Source organism: Bradyrhizobium sp. YCK136 (assembly GCF_044570075.1).
Lineage (GTDB): Bacteria > Pseudomonadota > Alphaproteobacteria > Rhizobiales > Xanthobacteraceae > Bradyrhizobium > Bradyrhizobium diazoefficiens.
On record NZ_CP172424.1, the window covers coordinates 23,619 to 43,596 of the forward strand.

Below are 19,978 nucleotides of genomic sequence, written 5' to 3' on the forward strand. Positions count from 1 at the left end.
GATCGTTGGACTCGGTCATAGCGGCGGACAAGATCGCAGCGCTGAAGCTCGTGCCCGTTTCACGTGAAACCGAGGCGCGGCTCGATCGCTACATCGCGCTGCTGCGGGAGTGGCAGGCCAAGACCAATCTGGTCGCGCCCTCGACCCTGCCGCACCTCTGGACCCGGCATATCGCCGACTCGCTTCAGCTCGTCGATCTCGCCCCAACGGCCAAGCGCTGGGCCGACCTCGGCAGCGGCGGCGGATTTCCGGGCGTCGTCCTGGCCTGCGCCATGGCGGAGACACCGGGCGCGAGCGTCCACCTCGTCGAGCGAATCGCCAAGAAGGCGGCGTTCCTGCGCGAAGCAATTCGGATCACCACATCTCCGGGAGTCGTACATCTCGCTGAGATCGGGGATAATGTGGATAGAATCACCGGCCCGGTCGATTGCGTCACCGCGCGTGCACTGGCTCCGCTACATCAACTCATCGGCTTTGCGGAGCCGCTGATGCGCCAGGGCGCAAAAGCGTTGTTTCCAAAGGGTCAAGATGTAGATGCTGAATTGACCGAAGCCGCTAAATATTGGAATATTCAGCCGCAGCTCCACCAAAGCCGTACCGGTGACGGCTGGATCGTGGAGCTCAATGCCGCCGAACGGCGCGGCTGAGACGTTCAGGGGCGAGTGGGGAATTTGCGATGAGCGTGATTGACGAGCCGCAGCAAGAGCAGACCGATGTGGTCCCACAGGGACACCCGCGCATCCTCGCGCTGGCGAATCAAAAAGGCGGCGTGGGAAAAACAACCACAGCGATCAACCTTGGCACGGCGCTCGCCGCGATTGGCGAGCGCGTTCTGATCGTCGATCTCGATCCGCAGGGCAACGCCTCGACCGGCCTCGGCATCGATCGCCGCAACCGCTCCTGTTCGACCTATGACGTGCTGGTCGGCGAAGCGGCCTTGCGCGAGGCGGTGGTGTCGACGGCGGTGCCGCGGCTGCACATCGCGCCCTCGACCATGGACCTCTCCGGCCTCGAGCTCGAGCTCGGCACCACGCCCGGCCGCGCCTTCAAGCTGCGCGACGCGATCGGCGCGCTCAACAACAACGTCTCGCCGGACGCCGATTACACCTATGTGCTGATCGACTGCCCGCCCTCGCTCAACCTTCTGACGGTGAACGCGATGGCGGCGTCCGATGCGATCCTGGTGCCGCTCCAGTGCGAGTTCTTCGCGCTCGAAGGTCTGTCGCAATTGCTGCAGACGGTGGAGCAGGTCCGCTCGACGCTCAACCCGAACCTGTCGATCCACGGCATCGTGCTGACCATGTTCGACTCGCGCAACAACCTCTCGAACCAGGTCGTCGCCGACGTCCGCCAGTTCATGGGCGAGAAGGTCTACAAGACCATGATCCCGCGCAACGTGCGCATCTCGGAAGCGCCGTCCTACGGCAAGCCGGTGCTGGTCTACGATCTCAAATGCGTCGGCAGCGAAGCCTATCTGCGGCTTGCCACCGAAGTGATCCAGCGCGAACGCGAGCTGCGCACGACGCATTGACGATGCCGTAGGGTGGGCAAAGGCGTCTTCGCCGTGCCCATCGTCTTCCGCACACAATCGGTGGGCACGCTTCGCTTTGCCCACCCTACGATAATTCAGTTCTGGAGTGCTGCACCGTGAATCCAAGGGAGCTGGCGATGGCCGACGAAGCGCGTTCGCGACTGGGCCGGGGTCTTGCAAGTCTGATCGGTGACGTCGGCGGCGAGGCTCAGCACGTCGATCGTCCGCGCGCGCAGCGCAAGGTGCCGATCGAATTCATCAAGCCCAACCCGCGCAACCCGCGCCGTGCCTTTTCGGAAACCGAGCTCAAGGAGCTCAGCGATTCGATCCGGCAGCACGGCGTGATCCAGCCGATCGTGGTGCGTCCGGTGAAGGGCGCGCAGGACCGCTATGAGATCATCGCCGGCGAACGGCGCTGGCGCGCCTCGCAAATGGCCGGCCTGCATGAAGTGCCGATCGTGCCGGTCGACATCAGCGACAGCGATGCGCTGGAGTTCGCGATCATCGAGAACGTGCAGCGCGAAGACCTCAATCCGATAGAGGAGGCGCAGGGCTATCACGCGCTCGCCAATGAGTTCAAACGCAGCCAGGACGACATCGCGAAAGTCGTCGGCAAGAGCCGCAGCCACGTCGCCAACATGATGCGGCTGACGAAGCTGCCGGCCGAGGTGCAGGCCTTCATCGCGACCGGCCAGCTGACCGCCGGTCACGCCCGCGCGCTGATCGGCGTGCCCGATCCGCTTGCCGCCGCCAGGCGCATCGTCGAGGAGGGTCTCAACGTCCGCCAGGCCGAGGCGCTCGCGCATGAAGAGGGCGTGCCGGAGCGCAAGCCGCAGAAGGCGCGCAGCACCGGGGGGAAGGAAAAGGACCCCGACACGATCGATCTCGAAAAGCGCGTCAGCGACGCGCTCGGTCTCAAGGTCACCGTCAATCACCGCGACCCCGGCGGCTCCGTGCAGATCAACTACCGCAACCTCGACCAGCTCGACGAAGTCATGAAGCGGCTGGCGAAGGGCGCGCTGTAGTCTTCGCCGTTATTCCGGGCTCGCGATCACGCGCGGAGAGAGCTGGACTTAGCCCCGCCGCTTCGCATTCGCGGCGATCGCCATCAGCGTGCGCTGGGCGATGGCGGCGGCGAGGGTGGATTGCTTGCGGGTGTCGAGCGCGGCGGTTGCTAGCTGCTCGATGATGGCGGCGAGCCGCGCCACGCTGAAATTGCGCAGCGCCGTCTCCACCGCCGGCTTTCGCGAAAAGTGCAGCCGCGGAAAGCCGCCGTCGAGCACGGCGGAGGCAGGCTGGCCGTCGGCGATCGCAAGCGCGGATTTGTGCAGCCACGCGGCCTGGCGCTGCGCGGCCGAGATGATCACGCCGGGATAGGTGCCGGCGATCATGGCTTTGGCGAACTCGGTCTCGACGATGTCGGGCCGGCCGGCGAAGGCGCCGTCGACGATCGGATCGAGCTTCAGTTCGGAAGCATCGGCGACCACCGCCATCACGTCTTCCAGCGTGATCTCGCCTTTGCCATGTGCATAGAGCGTCAGCTTGCGCAGCTCGTTGCGCGAGGCCCGGCGGTCGCCGCCGAGGAACGACATCAGTGCCGCGCGGGCATCCTGCGCGATGCGCAAGTTTGCGATGCGAAGCTCGTCGTCCATCAGCTTGGCCAAGTCGCGCTCGGTGTCGGGATAGCAGCCGATCGCCACGGCCGTCTTGGCGCGCTCGCAGGCTTTGCGCAGCGGCGATTCCGGGCGCAGCTCGCCGGCCTCGATCACGATGCGGCAATTCTTCACGCCCATCTCGGCCAGCGTGTCGATGCCGCTGGCGAAGCTGCGCGAGCCTGCGCGCACGCGGATGGCGCGTCGGCCGCCGAACAGCGGCACCGTCATGGCTTCGTCGACGAGACGCGACGGCTCGGCGGACAGCTCGTCGCCATCGAGCCTGACCAGCGAGAACGGATCGTTGGGGTCGTCCACGGCGGAGGCGATCAGCGCGTCGGCGCGTTCACGCACCAGCCCGGCGTCGGGACCGTAGAGCAGGACGATCGGCCGGCCCGCGTCGGGGCGGGCGAGGAAGGCGTCGATCTCTTTTCCACGCAGCGCGACCATCGGGCCTAGATCGTCATTCCGGGGCGCGTAGCGCGAACCCGGAATCCAGTGGTTGGGAATCGAGATTCCGGGTTCGCGCCACGCGCGCCCCGGAACAACGGGAATGTGAATTAGCTGCCCGCGGTGAAGAACGAGGCGAGCCGGGTATTGATGTTCTCGGCTATCTCGTTGGCGGCACGATCCTCCGCATCGCGCACCGCGCGGTTGCGGGAGAAGCGCTGGTAGGAGCCGGGATTGTCATAGGACACGCGCGAGAACGTAGTGCCGGTCATCACCGACTTGCCGCTCGCGACCTCGATCAGGTTGTACTGGACGTCGATGCCGTAATTCTCGCTGGTCGGCAGTCCCGTTGCCTGGCTGATGATCAGGGACGACCGGCTGGAGGTGAAGCGGATCTCCAGGCGGTGAGTCGGCGGCATGCCCGTGGCCGTGCCGTACAGCTTGAAGGCGAGAGCATTGCGGACCTCGACGCCGACGCGGGCCTCGCGGGAGGCGTTGGGCTTGGGGATCGGGGGCAGCTCGACGCCCATCAGCTTCTCACGCAAGCCGGGGGTGCCGTCAGTATGCTCGGCATACATCGGCCGGAAGCAGCCGGCCGTCAGCGCCGCCAGAGCGACGACTGCCAGCAAACGGGCTGCGATGCGGATCCTAGCCGACAACATTCACGATCCTCTTGGGGACGATGATCACCTTGCGGACGGGCTTGCCGTCCAGCGCCAGCTTTACCGCATCGAGGGCCAAAACGGCAGCCTCGATTTCCGGATTCTGGGCCGCTGTTGCAACTGAGACCTCACCCCGCTTCTTGCCGTTGACCTGGACCACCAGGGTCACGCTGTCTTCAACCAGCAAATCGCGTTCGATTTGGGGCCAATTGGCCTCCGAAACCAGCCCCTTCTGGCCCAGCACCTGCCAGCACTCCTCGGCCAGATGCGGCATCATCGGGGAGAACAGCTGGACCAGGATCTGGCTGGCCTCCCGGATCGCCCAAGCCAAGTCCGCGGCCGGCTGGCCGGGGCGCTGGAGGACCTCGGAGAACGCATTGGTGAATTCGCGGATATGGGCGAGGCAGACGTTGAAGTGCAGCCGCTCGATCCCGGTGGTGACCTTGTCCAGCGCGCCATGGGCGGCCTTGCGCAAGGCGGTCGCGTCCGCCCCGAACGAGGCCGGCCGGGCCGCCGGCGCCGCCTTGCCGAGTTCGACGGAATCGTTCACCAGCCGCCACAGCCGCTGCACGAAGCGCGAGGCGCCCTGGACGCGCTCGTCGCTCCAGATCACGTCGCGGTCGGGCGGGGAGTCCGACAGCATGAACCAGCGCGCCACGTCGGCGCCGTAGGTCTCGATGATGTCGTCGGGGTCGACGGTGTTCTTTTTCGACTTCGACATCTTCTCGATCGCACCGATCTGGATGTCTTCGCCCGTCGTCAACAGGGTTGCACGGCGCCCGTTGCCGCCGAGTTCGATCTTGACCTCGGCCGGCTGCACATAGGACCCGTCGGCCTTCTGGTAGGTCTCGTGCACCACCATGCCTTGCGTGAACATGCCGGCGAACGGTTCGTCCAGCGCAACGTGCCCGGTCGCCTTCATCGCGCGGGTGAAGAAGCGGCTGTAGAGCAGATGCAGGATCGCGTGCTCGACGCCGCCGATATACTGGTCGATCGGCAGCATCCGGTTGGCGACCGCGGGCGTCGTCGGCGCGTTCTCGTTCCAGGGATCGGTGAAGCGCGCAAAGTACCAGGACGAGTCCACGAAGGTGTCCATGGTGTCGGTTTCGCGCTGCGCCTTGCCGCCGCATTGCGGGCAAGTGACGTGCTTCCAGGTCGGATGATGATCGAGCGCGTTGCCCGGCTTGTCGAAGGTCGCATCGTCAGGCAGCTTCACCGGTAGGTCGGCGTCCGGCACCGGCACCACATCGCATGTCGGGCAATGGATGACGGGGATCGGGCAGCCCCAATAACGCTGGCGCGAAATGCCCCAGTCGCGCAGGCGGAAATTCACCTGACGCTCGCCGACTGGCGCGTTGCCGCGCAGCTCGCTTTCGAGGCGTTTTGCGACTTCATCCTTGGCCTGCTCGATGGTCATGCCGTCGAGGAAGCGCGAATTGATCATGCGGCCGTCACCGTTATAAGCGGTGTCGGTGATGACGAACGATTTCGGATCCTGGCCCTCGGGGCACACCACCGGCGTGTTGCCGAGGTTGTACTTGTTGACGAAGTCGAGGTCGCGCTGGTCATGCGCGGGGCAGCCGAAGATCGCGCCGGTGCCGTATTCCATCAGCACGAAGTTGGCGACATAGACCGGTAGCTTCCAGCTCGGGTCGAACGGATGGATCGCGCGGATGCCGGTGTCGAAACCCTGCTTCTCCGCGGTGTCGATGATCTCCTGCGCGGTGCCGATCTTCTTGATCTCGGCGATGAACTCCGCAAGCTTCGGGTCCTTCGCGGCGGCGGCCGTCGCCAGCGGATGATCCGCCGAGATCGCCATGAACTTGGCGCCGAACAGCGTGTCGGGGCGCGTCGTGAAAATCTTCAGCTCGCTCTCGCCGGCCGGCGTCGTCGCCTGATCCAGCGCGAAGCGCACCAGGAGGCCTTCGGAGCGGCCGATCCAGTTGCGCTGCATCAGCCGCACCTTGTCGGGCCAGCGGTCGAGCGTATCCAGCGCGGACAAGAGCTCCTGCGAGTACTTCGTGATCTTGAAGACCCACTGATTCATTTCCCGCTGCTCGACAACGGCACCGGAACGCCAGCCTTTGCCGTCGATCACCTGCTCGTTGGCGAGCACGGTCATGTCGACCGGGTCCCAGTTCACCTTGCGCTTCTCACGCTCGGCAAGGCCCGCACGCAGGAAGTCCAGGAACATCTTCTGCTGGTGCTTGTAGTAGGAGGGATCGCAGGTCGCGATCTCGCGGCTCCAGTCCAGCGACAGCCCGATCGAGCGGAGCTGCTTCTTCATCGCGGCGATGTTGTCGTAGGTCCAGGCTTTCGGGGCGACCTTGCGCTCGATCGCGGCGTTCTCGGCCGGCAGGCCGAAAGCGTCCCAGCCCATCGGGTGCAGCACGTTGAACCCCTTGGCGCGCATGAAGCGGGCCAGCACGTCGCCGAGCGTGTAGTTCCGGACATGGCCGATGTGGATGCGCCCGGACGGGTAGGGGAACATCTCCAGCACATAGTATTTCGGCCGCGAATCGTCGTTCTTGGAGACGAAGATCGCCTTTTCGTCCCAGGCGGCTTGCCAGCGCGGTTCGGAATCGCGGGCGTTATAGCGTTCGGAGGTCATGGAATCGTTGGTTTTTTCGTGGGTTCGGCGGTCTGAAGTGGCCGGACTAGGCCATAAAAGCGACCGTGGGGTCAACGGATGAGTATTGACAACCAACGGCACCAGGAACACAATCCCTAGTCGTATTTCACCTTCGTATACGCCATGAAGCGATTTTTGAGAGTGTTACTGGTTTTCGCCCTGACAGCGACGACGTTAGCTGAAGTGGCAACAATAATTTGCCTGACCACAACAGTTTCCGCAGAGGCTCGCCCGCGCGATCCTTAGCTGCAGTTTAGGCGGAGCATTCGTGTGGTACGGGCGTCGACAAGGGGGCCCGGAAGTGCCCATTTGCGCGCTGCGTAAAAATCTCAGGCCATGGGCTTGGCTGGCCGCTCTGCTAGCGAGCGGACTGTGCGCGGCTGCCGCAGACGCGTGCACTGCCGCAATCAAATCGGGGAGCCTTCAGGGCCACGATCTGGCTGTCCTCTATCTGAACCGTGGCTTTCTCGCCAGTCGCGCAAACGATTTCGACAAAGCAATCCAGGACTACGGCGAGGCAATCAAGGTTGACCCGCAATATGCGAATGCTTTCAGCAATCGGTGCGCCGTCTACGTCAGAAAGCGCGAATTCAATCGCGCGATCGAAGATTGCGACAACGCCATCAACCTGAACGCAAACTACACAAGTGCTTACGTGAGCAGGGGCAACGCCTACCGCCTGAAGAATCTGCATAGTCAGGCAATCATAGACTACGAGCGCGCCATCGCGCTCGACAAGAATTCAACGGCTGCGCTCTTCGGTGCCGCTCTCTCTTATTCGTCCATAGAAGACTAGCCCAGGCCATCGAGGACTACGATCGGGCGCTCAATATGAGTCCGAAGGATGAGAACTCCCTCTATGGCCGCGGTATCAGCAAGTTGAAGCTTGGCGATCGTGCCGGCGGCGAAGAAGATATTAATGCGGCCAAGGCGATCAGCAGCAGCGTCGCCGACGATTTCAAGAAACTAGGAATTCGGTAAGATTACGAAACAAGTCGCTCCATATATTGGAGGATTGGCAAATGAACGAATTGCTCAGCCGGGATGTCGTCCGGCTCCTCGCATTGTGCGTCACTTACATCTTCTGGGCGGTCGTACCCCTGCTTCCTGCGGTTATGATCTACCGGCTGTTTCCCAACGCGCCGGTTGATACGCAATGGAAGATACTGGGAGTTGCAGTGAAAGCGGGCGGAGCGGCCGGCTTCTACTTCGCGATCCTGGCGCTCGGCTTCTTCAAGTTTCTCGAGCCGACGATTGAGTATGTGCGAGGTCTTCAGCGTCCCTATTGGACGGTCGAAGCCTTGGTTCAATTCGTCGAATCGGATGACAGCGTAAGCAGGCCTTACACCACCAACTCTGCGGAGCAGATACGGATTCAGCCCTATGCATATGATTTCAAGCAAACGGACGATCAGACCTATCTGATTACGATGAGGTTTGCCGAGCTCAACAGCGACACTGATTCGATCAGACTCATTTTTCCCGAGGGGATCGGCTTTATCCCTCTCAAGCAAATGATGAGCAGCGACAACACGAACAATTTCCTTAAACGTGTTAGTCTGACAAAGGGTCCTCCGACGAAGATTCATCCACCCGTCAAGTGGGGACAAAATGCGCCGTCGGTCTCCGAGCTGTCGCAAAAGCTGGAGCGCGGTCTCGAAACGATATCTCCGCGGTAGTCTGCAGCCGGCCGTCAGCCCGCCATCATCATGTCCGCTGCGCCGGTCTCGATCGCCTGCACGCCGTGCTCGACGACGTTGTTGCGGCCGCGGTGTTTTGCGGCGTAGAGGGCGGCGTCGGCGGCTTCGATCAGGTCGCCGGGGCGCAAGGCCTCGTTGGGCTTCGCTGCGGCAACGCCGATCGAGACGGTGACGATCATGTGGGCGGACGTGATGTGCGGCAGGCAGAGCCTCAGCACGGCCGCACGCACCAGTTCGCCGATCTCCACGGCGCGGTCCACGTCGGTGTTCGGCAGCAGCAGGCAGAATTCCTCGCCGCCATAGCGCGCCGCAAAGCCCATCGTGTCGGCGGCGATACCGGACAGCGACTCGCCGAGCCGGGTCAGGCAGGAATCGCCTTCGAGATGGCCGTAGGTGTCGTTGAAGAGCTTGAAGTGGTCGACGTCGATCATCAGCAGCGCGAGGTCGCTGCCATATTGCTGCGCGCGCATCCATTCGAAGTCGAGCCGGCTCTGGAAGCCGCGGCGGTTGGCTAGGCCCGACAGCATGTCGATCGAGGCCATTACCGTCAGCCGGTCGTTGCTCGCGATCAGCTCGCGCTCGCGCTGGCTCAATTGCGCGGCCATCGCGTTGAACGCGCGTGCCAGCGGCACGAATTCGGCCGGCAGGCGATTGCGCGCCGCGCGTGCCGACAGATCGCCCTCGCCGAGGCGCTTGGCCATGTCGGCAAGCATCTCGATCGGCTTGATCACCAGCTTCTCGGCGGCGATCAGCGCGCCGAGCAGGACGAACAGGACGACGAAAGCGAGCTGGAGATAGGCGGTGCGGATATCGCGGCTCACGGCCGCAGACACCTTGTCCTCGTCGATGCTGGCGATCAGGCGGGCATTTGTGCCGGCGATGCGGATGTAGCTGACGGCGCGGCGCGAGCCGTCGGCGGCGAGGAAGGACAGCGAGCCCTCGTCCTGGTCCGACCGCAGCGCCTTGTCGGCGATTGCGGACATCAGCGGCATGTTGTCGAGGGGACGGCCGACCGCGCTGTGCTGGTCGGCGGGGGCGGCCAGCACGGTGCCCGCGCTGTCGACCAGCACGGCGGTGATGCCGGCGCGACCACCGAGATTGCTCATGACCTTCGACATCCAGTCGAGGTTGACGGTGGCGAGCACGACGGCATCGGCGACGCCGCTGAAGGCGGACACCGGATAGACCGCCATGACGGTCGGTGACGGCACCGGCCGCGACAGGATGAAGTCGCTCAGCACGAAACGGCCGGTTTCCTGCGCCTGCTGGAAGTAAGGCCGGTCGCTGAGATCGAGGCCGACATACATGTTGTTGGTGGCGCACTGGATGCGTCCGTTCTGGCCGGCGATCAGAAGCGTGCGGATCCAGGGGAAATTCGACGGCAGGCTCGCGCGCAGCACGTCGCAGCTCTTGCTGATTCCGCCGGCGGAGGCGCGGATGAAGGCTTCCGATTTCAGGATGGTCTCGACCGACGAGATCACCTCGCGCTGCGCATCGGCGCTGTGCCTTGCGACTGTGTTGAACTCGGCCGCGGCCTGCGCGATTTGGCTGGTGCGCGTGTTCTCGAGCGAACGGATGCGCTCGAGCATCAAGGGCGCCACCAGAATCACGGCGAGTAACGCAAGCCGCGCCCGGATTCCAAGGACCTGCTTGAGTTTTGCTCGCTTACGGTTGAAACTGACGTTTGCCATCTTCGCTGCCCACCCCATGGGCCAAGGTAAAGCGAAGGGTTCAAAAACTCTTTCTTGAACTCGGTAAAATTGGACTTACCTCGGTTACGACCACAGCCAATCGACGTCATGACAGAAGCCAACGCCGCGCCGGTAACCGGCCATTCACCAAACGCGCTCGCCGCGGTCGAAGCCGAAATCGCCCGCGCCTGCAAGGACGCGCGGCGCGATCGCGCCTCGGTCACGCTGATCGCGGTGTCGAAGACCTTCGACGCGGATGCAATTACCCCGGTCATCGCCGCCGGACAGCGCGTATTTGGCGAGAATCGGGTGCAGGAGGCCAAAGGCAAGTGGCCGGCGTTAACGTCCGTTTACCCCGATATCGCGCTGCATCTGATCGGGCCGCTGCAATCCAACAAGGCGAAAGAGGCGGTCGCGCTGTTCGACGCTATCCATTCGGTTGACCGCCCGAGCATTTGCCAGGCGTTAGCCAAGGAAATCGAATCTCAGAAAAAGCACCCGCAGCTCTTCGTCCAGATCAACACCGGCGAGGAGCCGCAGAAGGCCGGCGTCGCGCCCGGCGAGGCCGATGCCTTCCTCGCAAGCTGCCGCGACACCTATGGGCTGACGATCTCCGGACTGATGTGCATCCCGCCGGTCGACGAGCCGCCGGCGGCGCATTTCGCGCTGACCGCCAAGATCGCCGCGCGTAACGGCTTGAAGAATCTCTCGATGGGCATGAGCGCGGATTTCGCCACCGCCATCATGCTCGGCGCCACGCATGTGCGCGTGGGAAGCGCGATCTTCGGGCATAGATAATTGTCTTGGGTCGTCCTGGCGAAAGCCAGGACCCATTACCCCAGGGAGTGGTTCGGCGAAGATTGGCCGTCGATATTGCAACCGAGCGGAATCGAGAGATCACGCGGTATGGGTCCTGGCCTTCGCCAGGACGACAGCAGTGATTATTCGAACCCCACCGACACCTTCCCCAACACGCCAAAATCCACCGCAAAGTGATCGCCGGCCTGGATCGGCAGCGGCGGATGGCAGGTGCCTGTGGTCACCACCTCCCCTGCCCGCAAGGTGATGCCGAGCCCGCGCAGCTCGTTGGCGAGCCAGGCGAGTGCAACACGGGGATCGCCGAGCACGTTCTTGCCATGGCCGATATAGCGCTCGCCGCGCAGCGTGATCTGCGGCCGTTCTTCGACGAGATCCATCCCGCGCCAGTTCGCAGGCGTCGCCGCGCCCAGCACGAACAGATGCGCGCAGGCATTGTCGGCGATAAGCTGCGCCTCGCCGGCGCCGGCGAAATCGACAAAGCGCGAATCCGGAATCTCGATCGCGGGATGGAAGCTGTCCACGGCGCCCAGCACCTCGTCGACGGCGAACGACGCCGCGCGCGGGGCCAGATCGCGTCCCATGCGGAAGCAAAATTCCGGCTCGCCGACGCGCATCGCGTTGCCCTTCATCGACGCGGTGCCGCCATCGGCGATCACGGTGTCGCTCATGATGCGCCCGGCCAGCGGTCCCGTGACATTGATGTGCTTCTGTCCGGACAAGCTCGTTGCCGCGATCTTCCAGCCGAACAGCTTTCCGGGCGATTGCGCTTCGAGCGCGGCCTGAATGGCGTAGCCCTCGGCGCGGGTCTGCGGCCGCAGATGTCCCTCCAGCGCGTCGAGCTTGGTGCCGTCACGCCAGTGTTGAACGAGGACCCGCGATGCGGCGGCGATCTGATCCTTCTCGAGCATGGGCCCTCACCCGATGATGATTCTCGTTCGTGGGCCCAGCCGCCGCAGCAATTGCAGCATCGCGGATTTGGTCATGGAGACGCAGCCCGCGGTCGGCCCGAAATTGTCGCGGGCCAGATGCAGAAACACCGCGCTGCCGCGGCCGGCGATGCGCGGGCGCGTGTTGTGGTCGATTTCAATGATGAAGTCATAGAGATGGTCGGCCCGCTTGAGCCGGTCACCGCCCTGCCCCTCGCCGAGTCGGATTCCCTGATTGTAATGACGGTCGTGGGGGTCCTCGCACCAGGCGTCCTCGCCGGTGATGATCCGCGCCGGCAGGAAGGTTTGCGGCCGGCTGTGCCGGTCGCCCCGCCACCACAGTCGCCGCGGCCGGAAGCTGCCCCTCGGGGTGCCGCCGTCGCCCTCGCGCTTGTTGGCGAGAATACCGCCCCGCCCCAGCGCCACCGGAATCGTCAGCGCTCCGGCCGTCAGCCAGCCGCGGCGCGGATTACCGGCGGCAGGCTTAACGCGGATCGCGGACAGCGGTCCAGCGCCTCGATTTTTGGTGTAAGTAGCTGAAGCAGCGTTGTTTTTCATGTGACCGTGCGATGTCGCATTCATTACAGGACATTCATCAAAACGCCCTGCTATTCTAGGTTAGAGTGCTTCTGGCTTGTGAATCGGTAACAGCCCACTACTTCAACACGAACAACAATAATAACGGCGACCCCTAAACTTCCCCTCGCGGCTGGGCGCGGCATGCATGCGCGCCGAGCCGGACCCCAAAAGGATGATACCCTATGGCCAATGCCCGCAAGATCCTGATCGTGGATGACGATACCGATCTGCGCGATACGTTGGTGGAGCAATTATCGCTGCACGAAGAATTTGAAGCCTCCGCCGTCGATACCGGCGCCAAGGGCGCGAGCGCCGCGAAGGCCAATTCCCCCGATCTCGTCCTGATGGACGTCGGTCTGCCCGACACCGATGGCCGCGAGGTGGTCCGCTCCTTACGCAAGGGCGGCTTCAAGGCCCCCATCATCATGCTGACCGGGCATGACACCGATTCCGACACGATTTTGGGCCTGGAATCCGGCGCCAACGACTACGTCGCAAAACCCTTCCGCTTCGCCGTGCTGTTGGCCCGTATCCGCGCCCAGCTCCGCCAGCACGAAGCCAGCGAGGACGCGGTGTTCTCGGTCGGCCCCTACAGCTTCCGGCCCGGCTCGAAGATGCTGACCGCCGCCAATGCGCGGAAGGTGCGGCTGACGGAGAAGGAAACCGCCATCCTCCGCTTCCTCTACCGCGCCGGCCAGATGCCGGTGTCGCGCGAGACCCTGCTCCAGGAGGTCTGGGGCTACAATTCCGGCGTCACCACCCACACGCTGGAAACCCACATCTACCGCCTCCGCCAGAAGATCGAGAAGGACGCCGCCAACCCGGAGATCCTGGTAACGGAAGCCGGTGGCTACAAGCTGGTGCCGTGATACGCTTTGGGGGCGTGCGAATCGTTTTAGATCGCGTGCCCTTGAGCCTCGGATCTGAATGTCAATTGACGACGACGTAGCGCTTCTCGAGCGGGTCCCGACATTGCGCCTGTTGGGAGACGCCTCGTTGCGCATGCTGGCGATCGGCTCCGAGCAGCGTGACTTCGTCCGCGGCGACATCCTCTTCAATCTCGGCGACGACGCCGATGCCGGCTTCGTGGTCCAGCGCGGCGCCTTCCGGGTCGAAGACGGCGCCGGCGCCGAGATGACCGTGGGTCCCGGCGCGCTGATCGGCGAGCTCGCGCTGGTGGTGCCGATGAAGCGGCCGTCGAGCGCGATCGCGCTGGAGCATTCCTCCGTCATCCGCGTCGCGCGCAGCCTGTTTCAGCGCGTGCTCGAAAGCGACCCCGCCGCCGCCGTTCGCCTGCGCGACGAATTCGCAGTTCGCTCCAGCCAGATCGCGAGCGATATCCTGATGGCCGGTGCGAAGCTGACGACCTGAGGCCCCTGTCATTCCGGGGCGCGACGAAGTCGCGAGCCCGGTATCCATTCATCCACCAGCTCTGCCGCCCGATGGATTCCGGGCTCGCGCTACGCGCGCCCCGGAATGACAGGAGGTCACACCTCCAGCGTCACCGTCACCGGCACGTGGTCCGACGGACGCTCCCAGCTCCGCGCGTCGCGGAGAATCTTGAAATCCTGGACCGCGTCCTTCAACGCGCGCGAGACCCAGATGTGGTCGAGCCTGCGGCCGCGGTCGCCGACGGTCCAGTCGGCGGAACGGTAGCTCCACCAGGTGTAGACCTTCTCCGACATCGGAATGCGCTCGCGCGCGACGTCGACCCACTCACCGGCTGCGAGTGCCGCCTTCAGCTTCTCGGTTTCGACAGGCGTGTGCGAGACCACTTTCAGAAGCTGCTTGTGCGACCAGACGTCGTTCTCGTGCGGGGCGACATTGAGATCGCCGACCAGGATGTGGCGGTCATCGCCGCGCGGATGCAGCGGCTCGCACGCCGTCATCTCGTCGAGGAAGCGCAGCTTGTGGTCGAACTTCTCGTTCAGCGCCGGATCGGGAATGTCGCCGCCGGCCGGCACGTAGAAATTATGCAGCACCAGCGGCTTTGCGATGTTGGCCTGCGTCCCGAAAGATACAGAAATGTGGCGCGAATCCACCTTGTCGCAGAAGGTGCGGATGTCCTTGGACTCGAACGGGATCTTCGAGACGATGGCGACGCCGTGATAGCCCTTCTGCCCGTTCAGCGCGACGTGCTCATAGCCGAGCCGCTTGAAACGCTTCAGCGGAAAGGCGTCGTCGATGCACTTGGTCTCCTGGAGGCACAGCACGTCCGGCCGCGCACTCTTGAGGAATTTCGCGACCAGATCGATGCGCAGCCGCACCGAATTGATGTTCCAGGTTGTCAGGGAAAGACGCATGAGGGATGCGTCTTAGCATGGATTGGCGCGGGGAAAATGCTTGTCCACAGCGAGCTCTCGTATGGTGGGCAAAGCGAAGCGTGCCCACCATTCCTGCCGCGAGGAGGAGAGGTGGTGGGCACGGCGCAAGTGCGCCTTTGCCCACCATACAGCAACTATCCTGGCGATGGGCCGTAATTGGTGAAGTCGATCTTGAACATGCCGGGATCGAGCTTCTTGGTTGCGTCGAGATTGTAGACCGCGATCGTGGTGTCGTAGCCCTGCGGGTCGGTGACGGTCCACTGCTTCAGCTGGCCGTCCTTGGCGCCGAACATCAGCAGGAGGCGGCTGGTGCCGACCAGCGCCTGCTTCTCCTCGATGGTGACGCTGACGAAGACGTCGTCGGCCGAGACGTTGACGACGTTGGTGTCCTTCATCAGGTCGATGCGATCGGACAGCAGGAAGCGCAGCGGCGTCTGCGACAGCGGATAGACGTCTTGCGTGGCGAGCTTGCGGTCGCGCACCACCAGCGACGATCCGTCGGCGACGATGTCGATTGGGCTCGGCGCGTCATATTCGAAGCGCACCTTGCCCGGCTTCTGGATGTAGAAATCGCCCTGCGTCTTGCTGCCGTCGGGGCCGACCTGGACGAAATTCCCGACCAGTGTCGACAGCGAGGACAGATAGGCGCTGACCTTGGCCGCCTGCGCCTTCTGGTTGGCGTCGAAGGTCTGGAAGATGCTGCTCGGCACGTTGCGGCGCGGATCCGGGATCACCGGATTCGGCGGCGTCTGGGTCGCGCCGGTGACCGCAGGCCCGCCGGCGGCCGCACCATTGTCGCGGCCCTTCGGCGCGGGCTTCGGCACCGGCACGTTCTGCGCGGACGACGCCGCGGTCACCATCGCGGCGGTGACGAGAAGCACGCCGGCCACGCGCGCGCTTCGCGCGGCGATGGTGGCAGCGAATCGAATGTCCGGATGTCTGATCAACGCGTCGTCCTGTATGGCTAGGCGCCTTTTAGCGTGATTTCGGGCAAAAGCAGATATCGATTTTGCGTGAAAGCCTGTTTTGAGGCGGCTCGCCTCACATATGGCTGTCTTCTTCCTCGACCAGGATCTCGCGCTTGCCGGCGTGGTTGGCGGGACCGACAATGCCTTCCAGTTCCATGCGCTCCATCAGCGATGCGGCGCGGTTATAGCCGATTTGCAGGCGGCGCTGGATGTAGCTGGTCGAGGCCTTGCGGTCGCGTTTGACGATGGCAACGGCCTGCTGGAATAGATCGCCGCCGCCATCCGCGCCCATGCCGCTGGCGTCGAACACAGCACCGCCGTCCTCGTCCTCGGTCGGCTCTTCGGCCGTGACGGCCTCGAGGTATTCGGGCTGGCCCTGCGTCTTGAGGTGGCGCACCACCTTCTCGACTTCGTCGTCCGATGCAAACGGTCCGTGCACGCGGCTGATGCGGCCGCCGCCCGCCATGTAGAGCATGTCGCCCTGGCCGAGCAGCTGCTCGGCGCCCATCTCGCCGAGGATGGTGCGGCTGTCGATCTTGGAGGTGACCTGGAAGGCGATGCGGGTCGGGAAGTTCGCCTTGATGGTGCCGGTGATGACGTCCACCGACGGACGCTGTGTCGCCAGGATCACATGCAGGCCGGCGGCGCGCGCCATCTGCGCGAGACGCTGTACCGCGCCTTCGATGTCCTTGCCGGCGACCATCATCAGGTCGGCCATTTCGTCGACGATGATGACGATGTAGGGCAGCGGGTCGAGCGAGAGCTTCTCTTCCTCGTAGATCGCCTTGCCGGTTTCCTTGTCGAAGCCGGTGTGCACCGTGCGCGTCGGCTCCTCGCCCTTGGCTTTCAACTCGAGCAGGCGCGTGTTGTAGCCGTCGATGTTGCGCACGCCGAGCTTGGCCATGTTCTTGTAGCGCTCTTCCATCTCGCGCACGGCCCATTTCAACGCGACCACCGCCTTCTTCGGGTCGGTCACGACGGGCGTGAGCAGATGAGGAATGCCGTCATAGACGGAGAGTTCGAGCATCTTCGGATCGACCATGATCAGCCGGCACTGGTCCGGACGCAGCCGGTAGACCAGGCTGAGGATCATGGTGTTGATGGCGACCGACTTGCCCGAGCCGGTGGTACCGGCGATCAGCATGTGCGGCGTACGCGCGAGGTCGATGATGACGGGGTCGCCGCCGATGGTCTTGCCGAGGCAGAGCGGCAGCTTCGCAACCGTGTCGACGGTCTCCTTGGCGACCAGCAGCTCGCGCAGATAGACCTTTTCGCGATGGGCGTTCGGCAATTCGATGCCGATGGCATTGCGGCCGGGCACGACGGCGACGCGCGCCGACAGCGCACTCATCGAGCGGGCGATGTCGTCGGCGAGGCCAATCACGCGCGACGACTTGATGCCGGGCGCCGGCTCCAGCTCGTACAGCGTGACGACGGGACCCGGATTGGCCTTCACGATCTCGCCGCGCACGCCGAAGTCCTGCAGCACGCCTTCGAGCGCGCGCGAATTGGCTTCCAGCTCGGCCTTGCTGAGCGGCTGGCGATCGCCGGCCTTGGGCGCGGCCAGCACGGACACGGACGGAAGCTCGAACTTGTCGGAGGATTTCTTGGCCGCGGCCTTCGGAGCAGCCTTTTTGCGCGGTGCGCGCGCGGCAGGCTCCTCCTCTTCCTCCTCGTCTTCCTCTTCCTCGTGCTCCTCCTCGTAGTCCTCGTCTTCGGACCGCGGCGAGATCGGCGGCGCGGCGCGGCCGCCGCCGAGATTCGGCTCCTGGCGGCTGAACCCAACGGCCTTGGTCTTCGGTCCGCTCGAGACCAGCGAGCGGTAAGCGGCACCACACAGCCAGATCAGGCGCGCCTTGGTGCTCATCAGCGCATGGAACAGCCAGCCCAGCGACACCGAGCCGCGATCGCTCTCCTCGTCTTCATCGAGCGGCTTGTCGTCATCCTCGATCTCGGCGAGCTCGTCGTCATGCTCGCGCGCGCCAAGACCGCAGGCGATCAGGAAGGTCGCGGCCATCGCCGCGAACAGGATCACGCCGAGCACGGTGCGATAGATCATGCCGGGCGGCCCGAAAATCACCGCGGGCGCGCGCACCAGGGCATCGCCGACCACGCCGCCGAGTCCGGTCGGCAGCGGCCATGCGCCGCCGTGAGGCCAGCAGCTGACAAAGCCCGCAGCGATCACGGTGCAGAGAATCCAGGAGCCGAGCCGCAGCGCCTCGCGGTCGAACGGGCGATGGGTCATCATGCGCCAGCCCCAGACCGCGACCGTCAGGACCAGCATGATCGCGCCGAGCCCGAGGATCTGCATCGCAAGGTCGGCGCCGATCGCGCCGGCATAGCCGAGGATGTTGCGGATCGGCCGCGAGGTCGCGTGGCTGAGGCTTGCATCCTGCACCGACCAGGTCATGAGCGCGGCCGAGGCGAGCCCCGACAGCGCGATCAGGCCGAGGCCGGCGAGCTCGCGCATACGCCGCGCCAGCCCCTCGCGGATCGACGGCGGCAGATGGCCGACCAGTGGAATGACACGTTCGATTGCCGACATGCTCACGGGCCCCGCCTAACCCAGAGTCTCGACCAGGCGGTGCAGCGCCTGTGCCGTGGTCTCGCCATCCTGCACCAGCGCGAGGCGAATGTAGCCTGCGCCGGGATTGAAGCCGTCGGGCTGGAGCCGCGCCAGATAGCTGCCGGGCACCACGCGCACGCCGGCTTCCTTGAAGAGCCTGAGCGTGATCGACGCGTCGTCGCCGAGCTCGGACGTGTTGAGCCAGACGCAGAAGCCGCCGTCGGGCCGGCGATAGCCGTAGCGATTGCCGATGATCTGGTCGGCGAGGTCGAACTTGATCCGGTAGAGCCTGCGGTTCTCCTCGACATGCGCTTCGTCGCCATAGGCGACGGTGGCGACATGCTGGAGCGGCACGGGCACCTGGGGCGCTGCGATGTTGCGCAGCTCGAGGAACATGCCGATGAACTTCTTGTCTCCGGCGGCGAAGCCGACGCGCAGGCCCGGCAAATTGGAGCGCTTCGACAGCGACTGGAACGCAACCACGCGGGTGAAGTCGGGGCCGGCACATTCGAGCGCGCTGCCCGGGGCCTCGCGGGTGTAGATCTCCGAATAGCACTCGTCGCTGAGGATCACGAAGCCGTAGCGGTCGGCGAGCTGCTTCAACCGCTTGAAATAGTCGGGCTTGGCGACCGAGCCCTGCGGATTGGCGGGCGAGGCCAGATAGAACGCCACCGTGCGCGCCAGCGTCGCCTCGTCGATGGCGTCGAGATCGGGCAGAAAGCCGTTCTCGACGGTGGTCGGCAGATAGACCGGCTCGCAAGCCGCTGCGCGGGCGCCGGCGCCATAGACCGGGTAGAACGGGTTCGGCATCAGGATGGCGGGCTTGCCGGGGCGCGGGCTGACATAGCGTGCGGCCGTGATCGCGGCGAGGAACAGCCCCTCGCGGCTGCCATTGAGGACGAGAAGCTCGCTCGCGGGGTCGAGCGGCCGCGGCAGCTTGAAGCGCGACGACAACCAGGCGCTCGCGGCTTTCCGGAACGGCTCGGTGCCCTGGTTCATCGGGTAACGGCCGAAATCGGCGGTGTGCTTGGCCAAGACCGGACCGACGAAATCGGGCACGGGATGCTGAGGTTCGCCGACCGCAAGCGTAATCAAGGGCTTACCCGGCTGATGGGGGGCCAACAGCTCGTTCAGCCGGACGAAGGGCGAGCGTTCGGAATCGGAGCTTCCGCTGGCCTGCGGCGCACGGGATGAAGCGGTCATAGCCATTCTGGACGCCAGCACTCTTGGAACAGCCAGTCGCACCAAGGCGCCGGCGGGAAGCGGTTCAGTTCACCATAGATAGGGCGAGGTTAAGACGCGATTAACCATCGGCCGCCGCCCCCGTCCAGAGCGGGAATATTGAGGCCGGATAACAACGGGATGGGTGGGCTACAGGGCCGGCTGGTTCCTCGTCCTCTCCGCTTGCGGGAGAGGTCGCGCCGAAGGCGCGGGTGAGGGTTCTCTCCGCAGAAGGACTGTCCCGATGTTGAGACACC

At 64.4% G+C, this 19,978-nt stretch carries 19 protein-coding genes; 9 read left to right on the top strand and 10 right to left on the bottom strand.

Annotation, left to right across the window (positions count from 1 at the left end):
• The first annotated feature begins 5 nt into the window (after positions 1 to 5).
• The 3 genes from rsmG to ACFLEY_RS00140 all read left to right on the top strand — a co-directional run bounded on the left by rsmG (position 6) and on the right by ACFLEY_RS00140 (position 2,556).
• Complete coding sequence (gene rsmG, locus ACFLEY_RS00130; RefSeq protein WP_171901164.1) at positions 6 to 647, top strand: 16S rRNA (guanine(527)-N(7))-methyltransferase RsmG; 642 nt, start codon at positions 6 to 8, stop codon at positions 645 to 647.
• A gap of 29 nt (positions 648 to 676) precedes the next feature.
• Positions 677 to 1,531, top strand: coding sequence for a ParA family protein (locus ACFLEY_RS00135; protein WP_011083458.1), 855 nt, complete (start codon positions 677 to 679; stop codon positions 1,529 to 1,531).
• 137 nt (positions 1,532 to 1,668) lie between these two features.
• The gene (locus ACFLEY_RS00140; RefSeq protein WP_060909606.1) at positions 1,669 to 2,556 is read left to right on the top strand and encodes a ParB/RepB/Spo0J family partition protein; all 888 of its coding nucleotides are present in this window, start codon (positions 1,669 to 1,671) and stop codon (positions 2,554 to 2,556) included.
• Positions 2,557 to 2,604: 48 nt separating this feature from the next.
• On the opposite strand, the gene holA is transcribed toward ACFLEY_RS00140, so the two are convergent.
• The 3 genes from holA to leuS form a co-directional block, all read right to left on the bottom strand.
• A complete protein-coding gene (holA, locus tag ACFLEY_RS00145) occupies positions 2,605 to 3,633 on the bottom strand; it encodes a DNA polymerase III subunit delta (RefSeq protein WP_396604465.1) in 1,029 nt (342 codons plus the stop codon).
• 110 nt (positions 3,634 to 3,743) lie between these two features.
• Positions 3,744 to 4,295, bottom strand: a complete 552-nt coding sequence (gene lptE / locus ACFLEY_RS00150; RefSeq protein ID WP_060909608.1) for an LPS assembly lipoprotein LptE — start codon at positions 4,293 to 4,295, stop codon at positions 3,744 to 3,746.
• Entirely contained in the window at positions 4,282 to 6,906 is a 2,625-nt protein-coding gene (gene leuS, locus ACFLEY_RS00155; RefSeq protein WP_060909609.1) for a leucine--tRNA ligase, read from the bottom strand. Before leuS ends, lptE begins: the two co-directional genes overlap by 14 nt.
• Before the next feature lie 322 nt (positions 6,907 to 7,228).
• Between leuS and ACFLEY_RS00160 the strand changes: the two genes are divergently transcribed.
• From ACFLEY_RS00160 to ACFLEY_RS00170, 3 genes are read left to right on the top strand one after another with little or no spacing between them, the layout of a single operon-like run.
• On the top strand, positions 7,229 to 7,723 hold the full coding sequence (locus ACFLEY_RS00160) for a tetratricopeptide repeat protein (protein ID WP_060909610.1): 495 nt from the start codon (positions 7,229 to 7,231) through the stop codon (positions 7,721 to 7,723).
• Positions 7,724 to 7,758: 35 nt separating this feature from the next.
• Positions 7,759 to 7,908 (top strand): hypothetical protein, encoded by a 150-nt coding sequence (locus tag ACFLEY_RS00165; protein ID WP_171901165.1) that lies wholly within the window; start codon positions 7,759 to 7,761, stop codon positions 7,906 to 7,908.
• A gap of 41 nt (positions 7,909 to 7,949) precedes the next feature.
• Positions 7,950 to 8,606, top strand: a complete 657-nt coding sequence (locus ACFLEY_RS00170) for a hypothetical protein (RefSeq protein ID WP_060909611.1) — start codon at positions 7,950 to 7,952, stop codon at positions 8,604 to 8,606.
• A 14-nt stretch (positions 8,607 to 8,620) separates the two neighbouring features.
• Here the strand turns inward: ACFLEY_RS00170 and ACFLEY_RS00175 are convergent, their stop codons facing one another.
• Complete coding sequence (locus ACFLEY_RS00175; protein ID WP_211433340.1) at positions 8,621 to 10,318, bottom strand: diguanylate cyclase domain-containing protein; 1,698 nt, start codon at positions 10,316 to 10,318, stop codon at positions 8,621 to 8,623.
• 108 nt (positions 10,319 to 10,426) lie between these two features.
• On the opposite strand from ACFLEY_RS00175, the gene ACFLEY_RS00180 reads away from it, so the two are divergent.
• Complete coding sequence (locus tag ACFLEY_RS00180; protein WP_060909612.1) at positions 10,427 to 11,116, top strand: YggS family pyridoxal phosphate-dependent enzyme; 690 nt, start codon at positions 10,427 to 10,429, stop codon at positions 11,114 to 11,116.
• A 143-nt stretch (positions 11,117 to 11,259) separates the two neighbouring features.
• Here ACFLEY_RS00180 and ACFLEY_RS00185 read toward each other — a convergent pair whose 3' ends face one another.
• Both ACFLEY_RS00185 and ACFLEY_RS00190 read right to left on the bottom strand, forming a co-directional pair.
• The gene (locus ACFLEY_RS00185; protein WP_060909613.1) at positions 11,260 to 12,045 is read right to left on the bottom strand and encodes a 2-keto-4-pentenoate hydratase; all 786 of its coding nucleotides are present in this window, start codon (positions 12,043 to 12,045) and stop codon (positions 11,260 to 11,262) included.
• A 6-nt stretch (positions 12,046 to 12,051) separates the two neighbouring features.
• Complete coding sequence (locus tag ACFLEY_RS00190) at positions 12,052 to 12,621, bottom strand: L,D-transpeptidase (protein WP_060909614.1); 570 nt, start codon at positions 12,619 to 12,621, stop codon at positions 12,052 to 12,054.
• A gap of 203 nt (positions 12,622 to 12,824) precedes the next feature.
• Between ACFLEY_RS00190 and ACFLEY_RS00195 the strand changes: the two genes are divergently transcribed.
• Positions 12,825 to 13,511 (top strand): response regulator transcription factor, encoded by a 687-nt coding sequence (locus tag ACFLEY_RS00195; protein ID WP_008142830.1) that lies wholly within the window; start codon positions 12,825 to 12,827, stop codon positions 13,509 to 13,511.
• Between the two features lie 58 nt (positions 13,512 to 13,569).
• Entirely contained in the window at positions 13,570 to 14,013 is a 444-nt protein-coding gene (locus ACFLEY_RS00200) for a cyclic nucleotide-binding domain-containing protein (protein WP_011083447.1), read from the top strand.
• A 116-nt stretch (positions 14,014 to 14,129) separates the two neighbouring features.
• Here the strand turns inward: ACFLEY_RS00200 and xth are convergent, their stop codons facing one another.
• From xth to ACFLEY_RS00220, 4 genes are all read right to left on the bottom strand, one after another.
• Positions 14,130 to 14,945 (bottom strand): exodeoxyribonuclease III, encoded by an 816-nt coding sequence (gene xth / locus ACFLEY_RS00205; RefSeq protein WP_028174987.1) that lies wholly within the window; start codon positions 14,943 to 14,945, stop codon positions 14,130 to 14,132.
• A 155-nt stretch (positions 14,946 to 15,100) separates the two neighbouring features.
• Positions 15,101 to 15,856 (bottom strand): outer membrane lipoprotein carrier protein LolA, encoded by a 756-nt coding sequence (locus ACFLEY_RS00210; RefSeq protein WP_011083445.1) that lies wholly within the window; start codon positions 15,854 to 15,856, stop codon positions 15,101 to 15,103.
• 151 nt (positions 15,857 to 16,007) lie between these two features.
• Entirely contained in the window at positions 16,008 to 18,485 is a 2,478-nt protein-coding gene (locus tag ACFLEY_RS00215; protein ID WP_060909615.1) for a DNA translocase FtsK, read from the bottom strand.
• A 9-nt stretch (positions 18,486 to 18,494) separates the two neighbouring features.
• Entirely contained in the window at positions 18,495 to 19,709 is a 1,215-nt protein-coding gene (locus tag ACFLEY_RS00220; RefSeq protein WP_060909616.1) for an aminotransferase class I/II-fold pyridoxal phosphate-dependent enzyme, read from the bottom strand.
• Positions 19,710 to 19,978 lie beyond the last annotated feature (269 nt).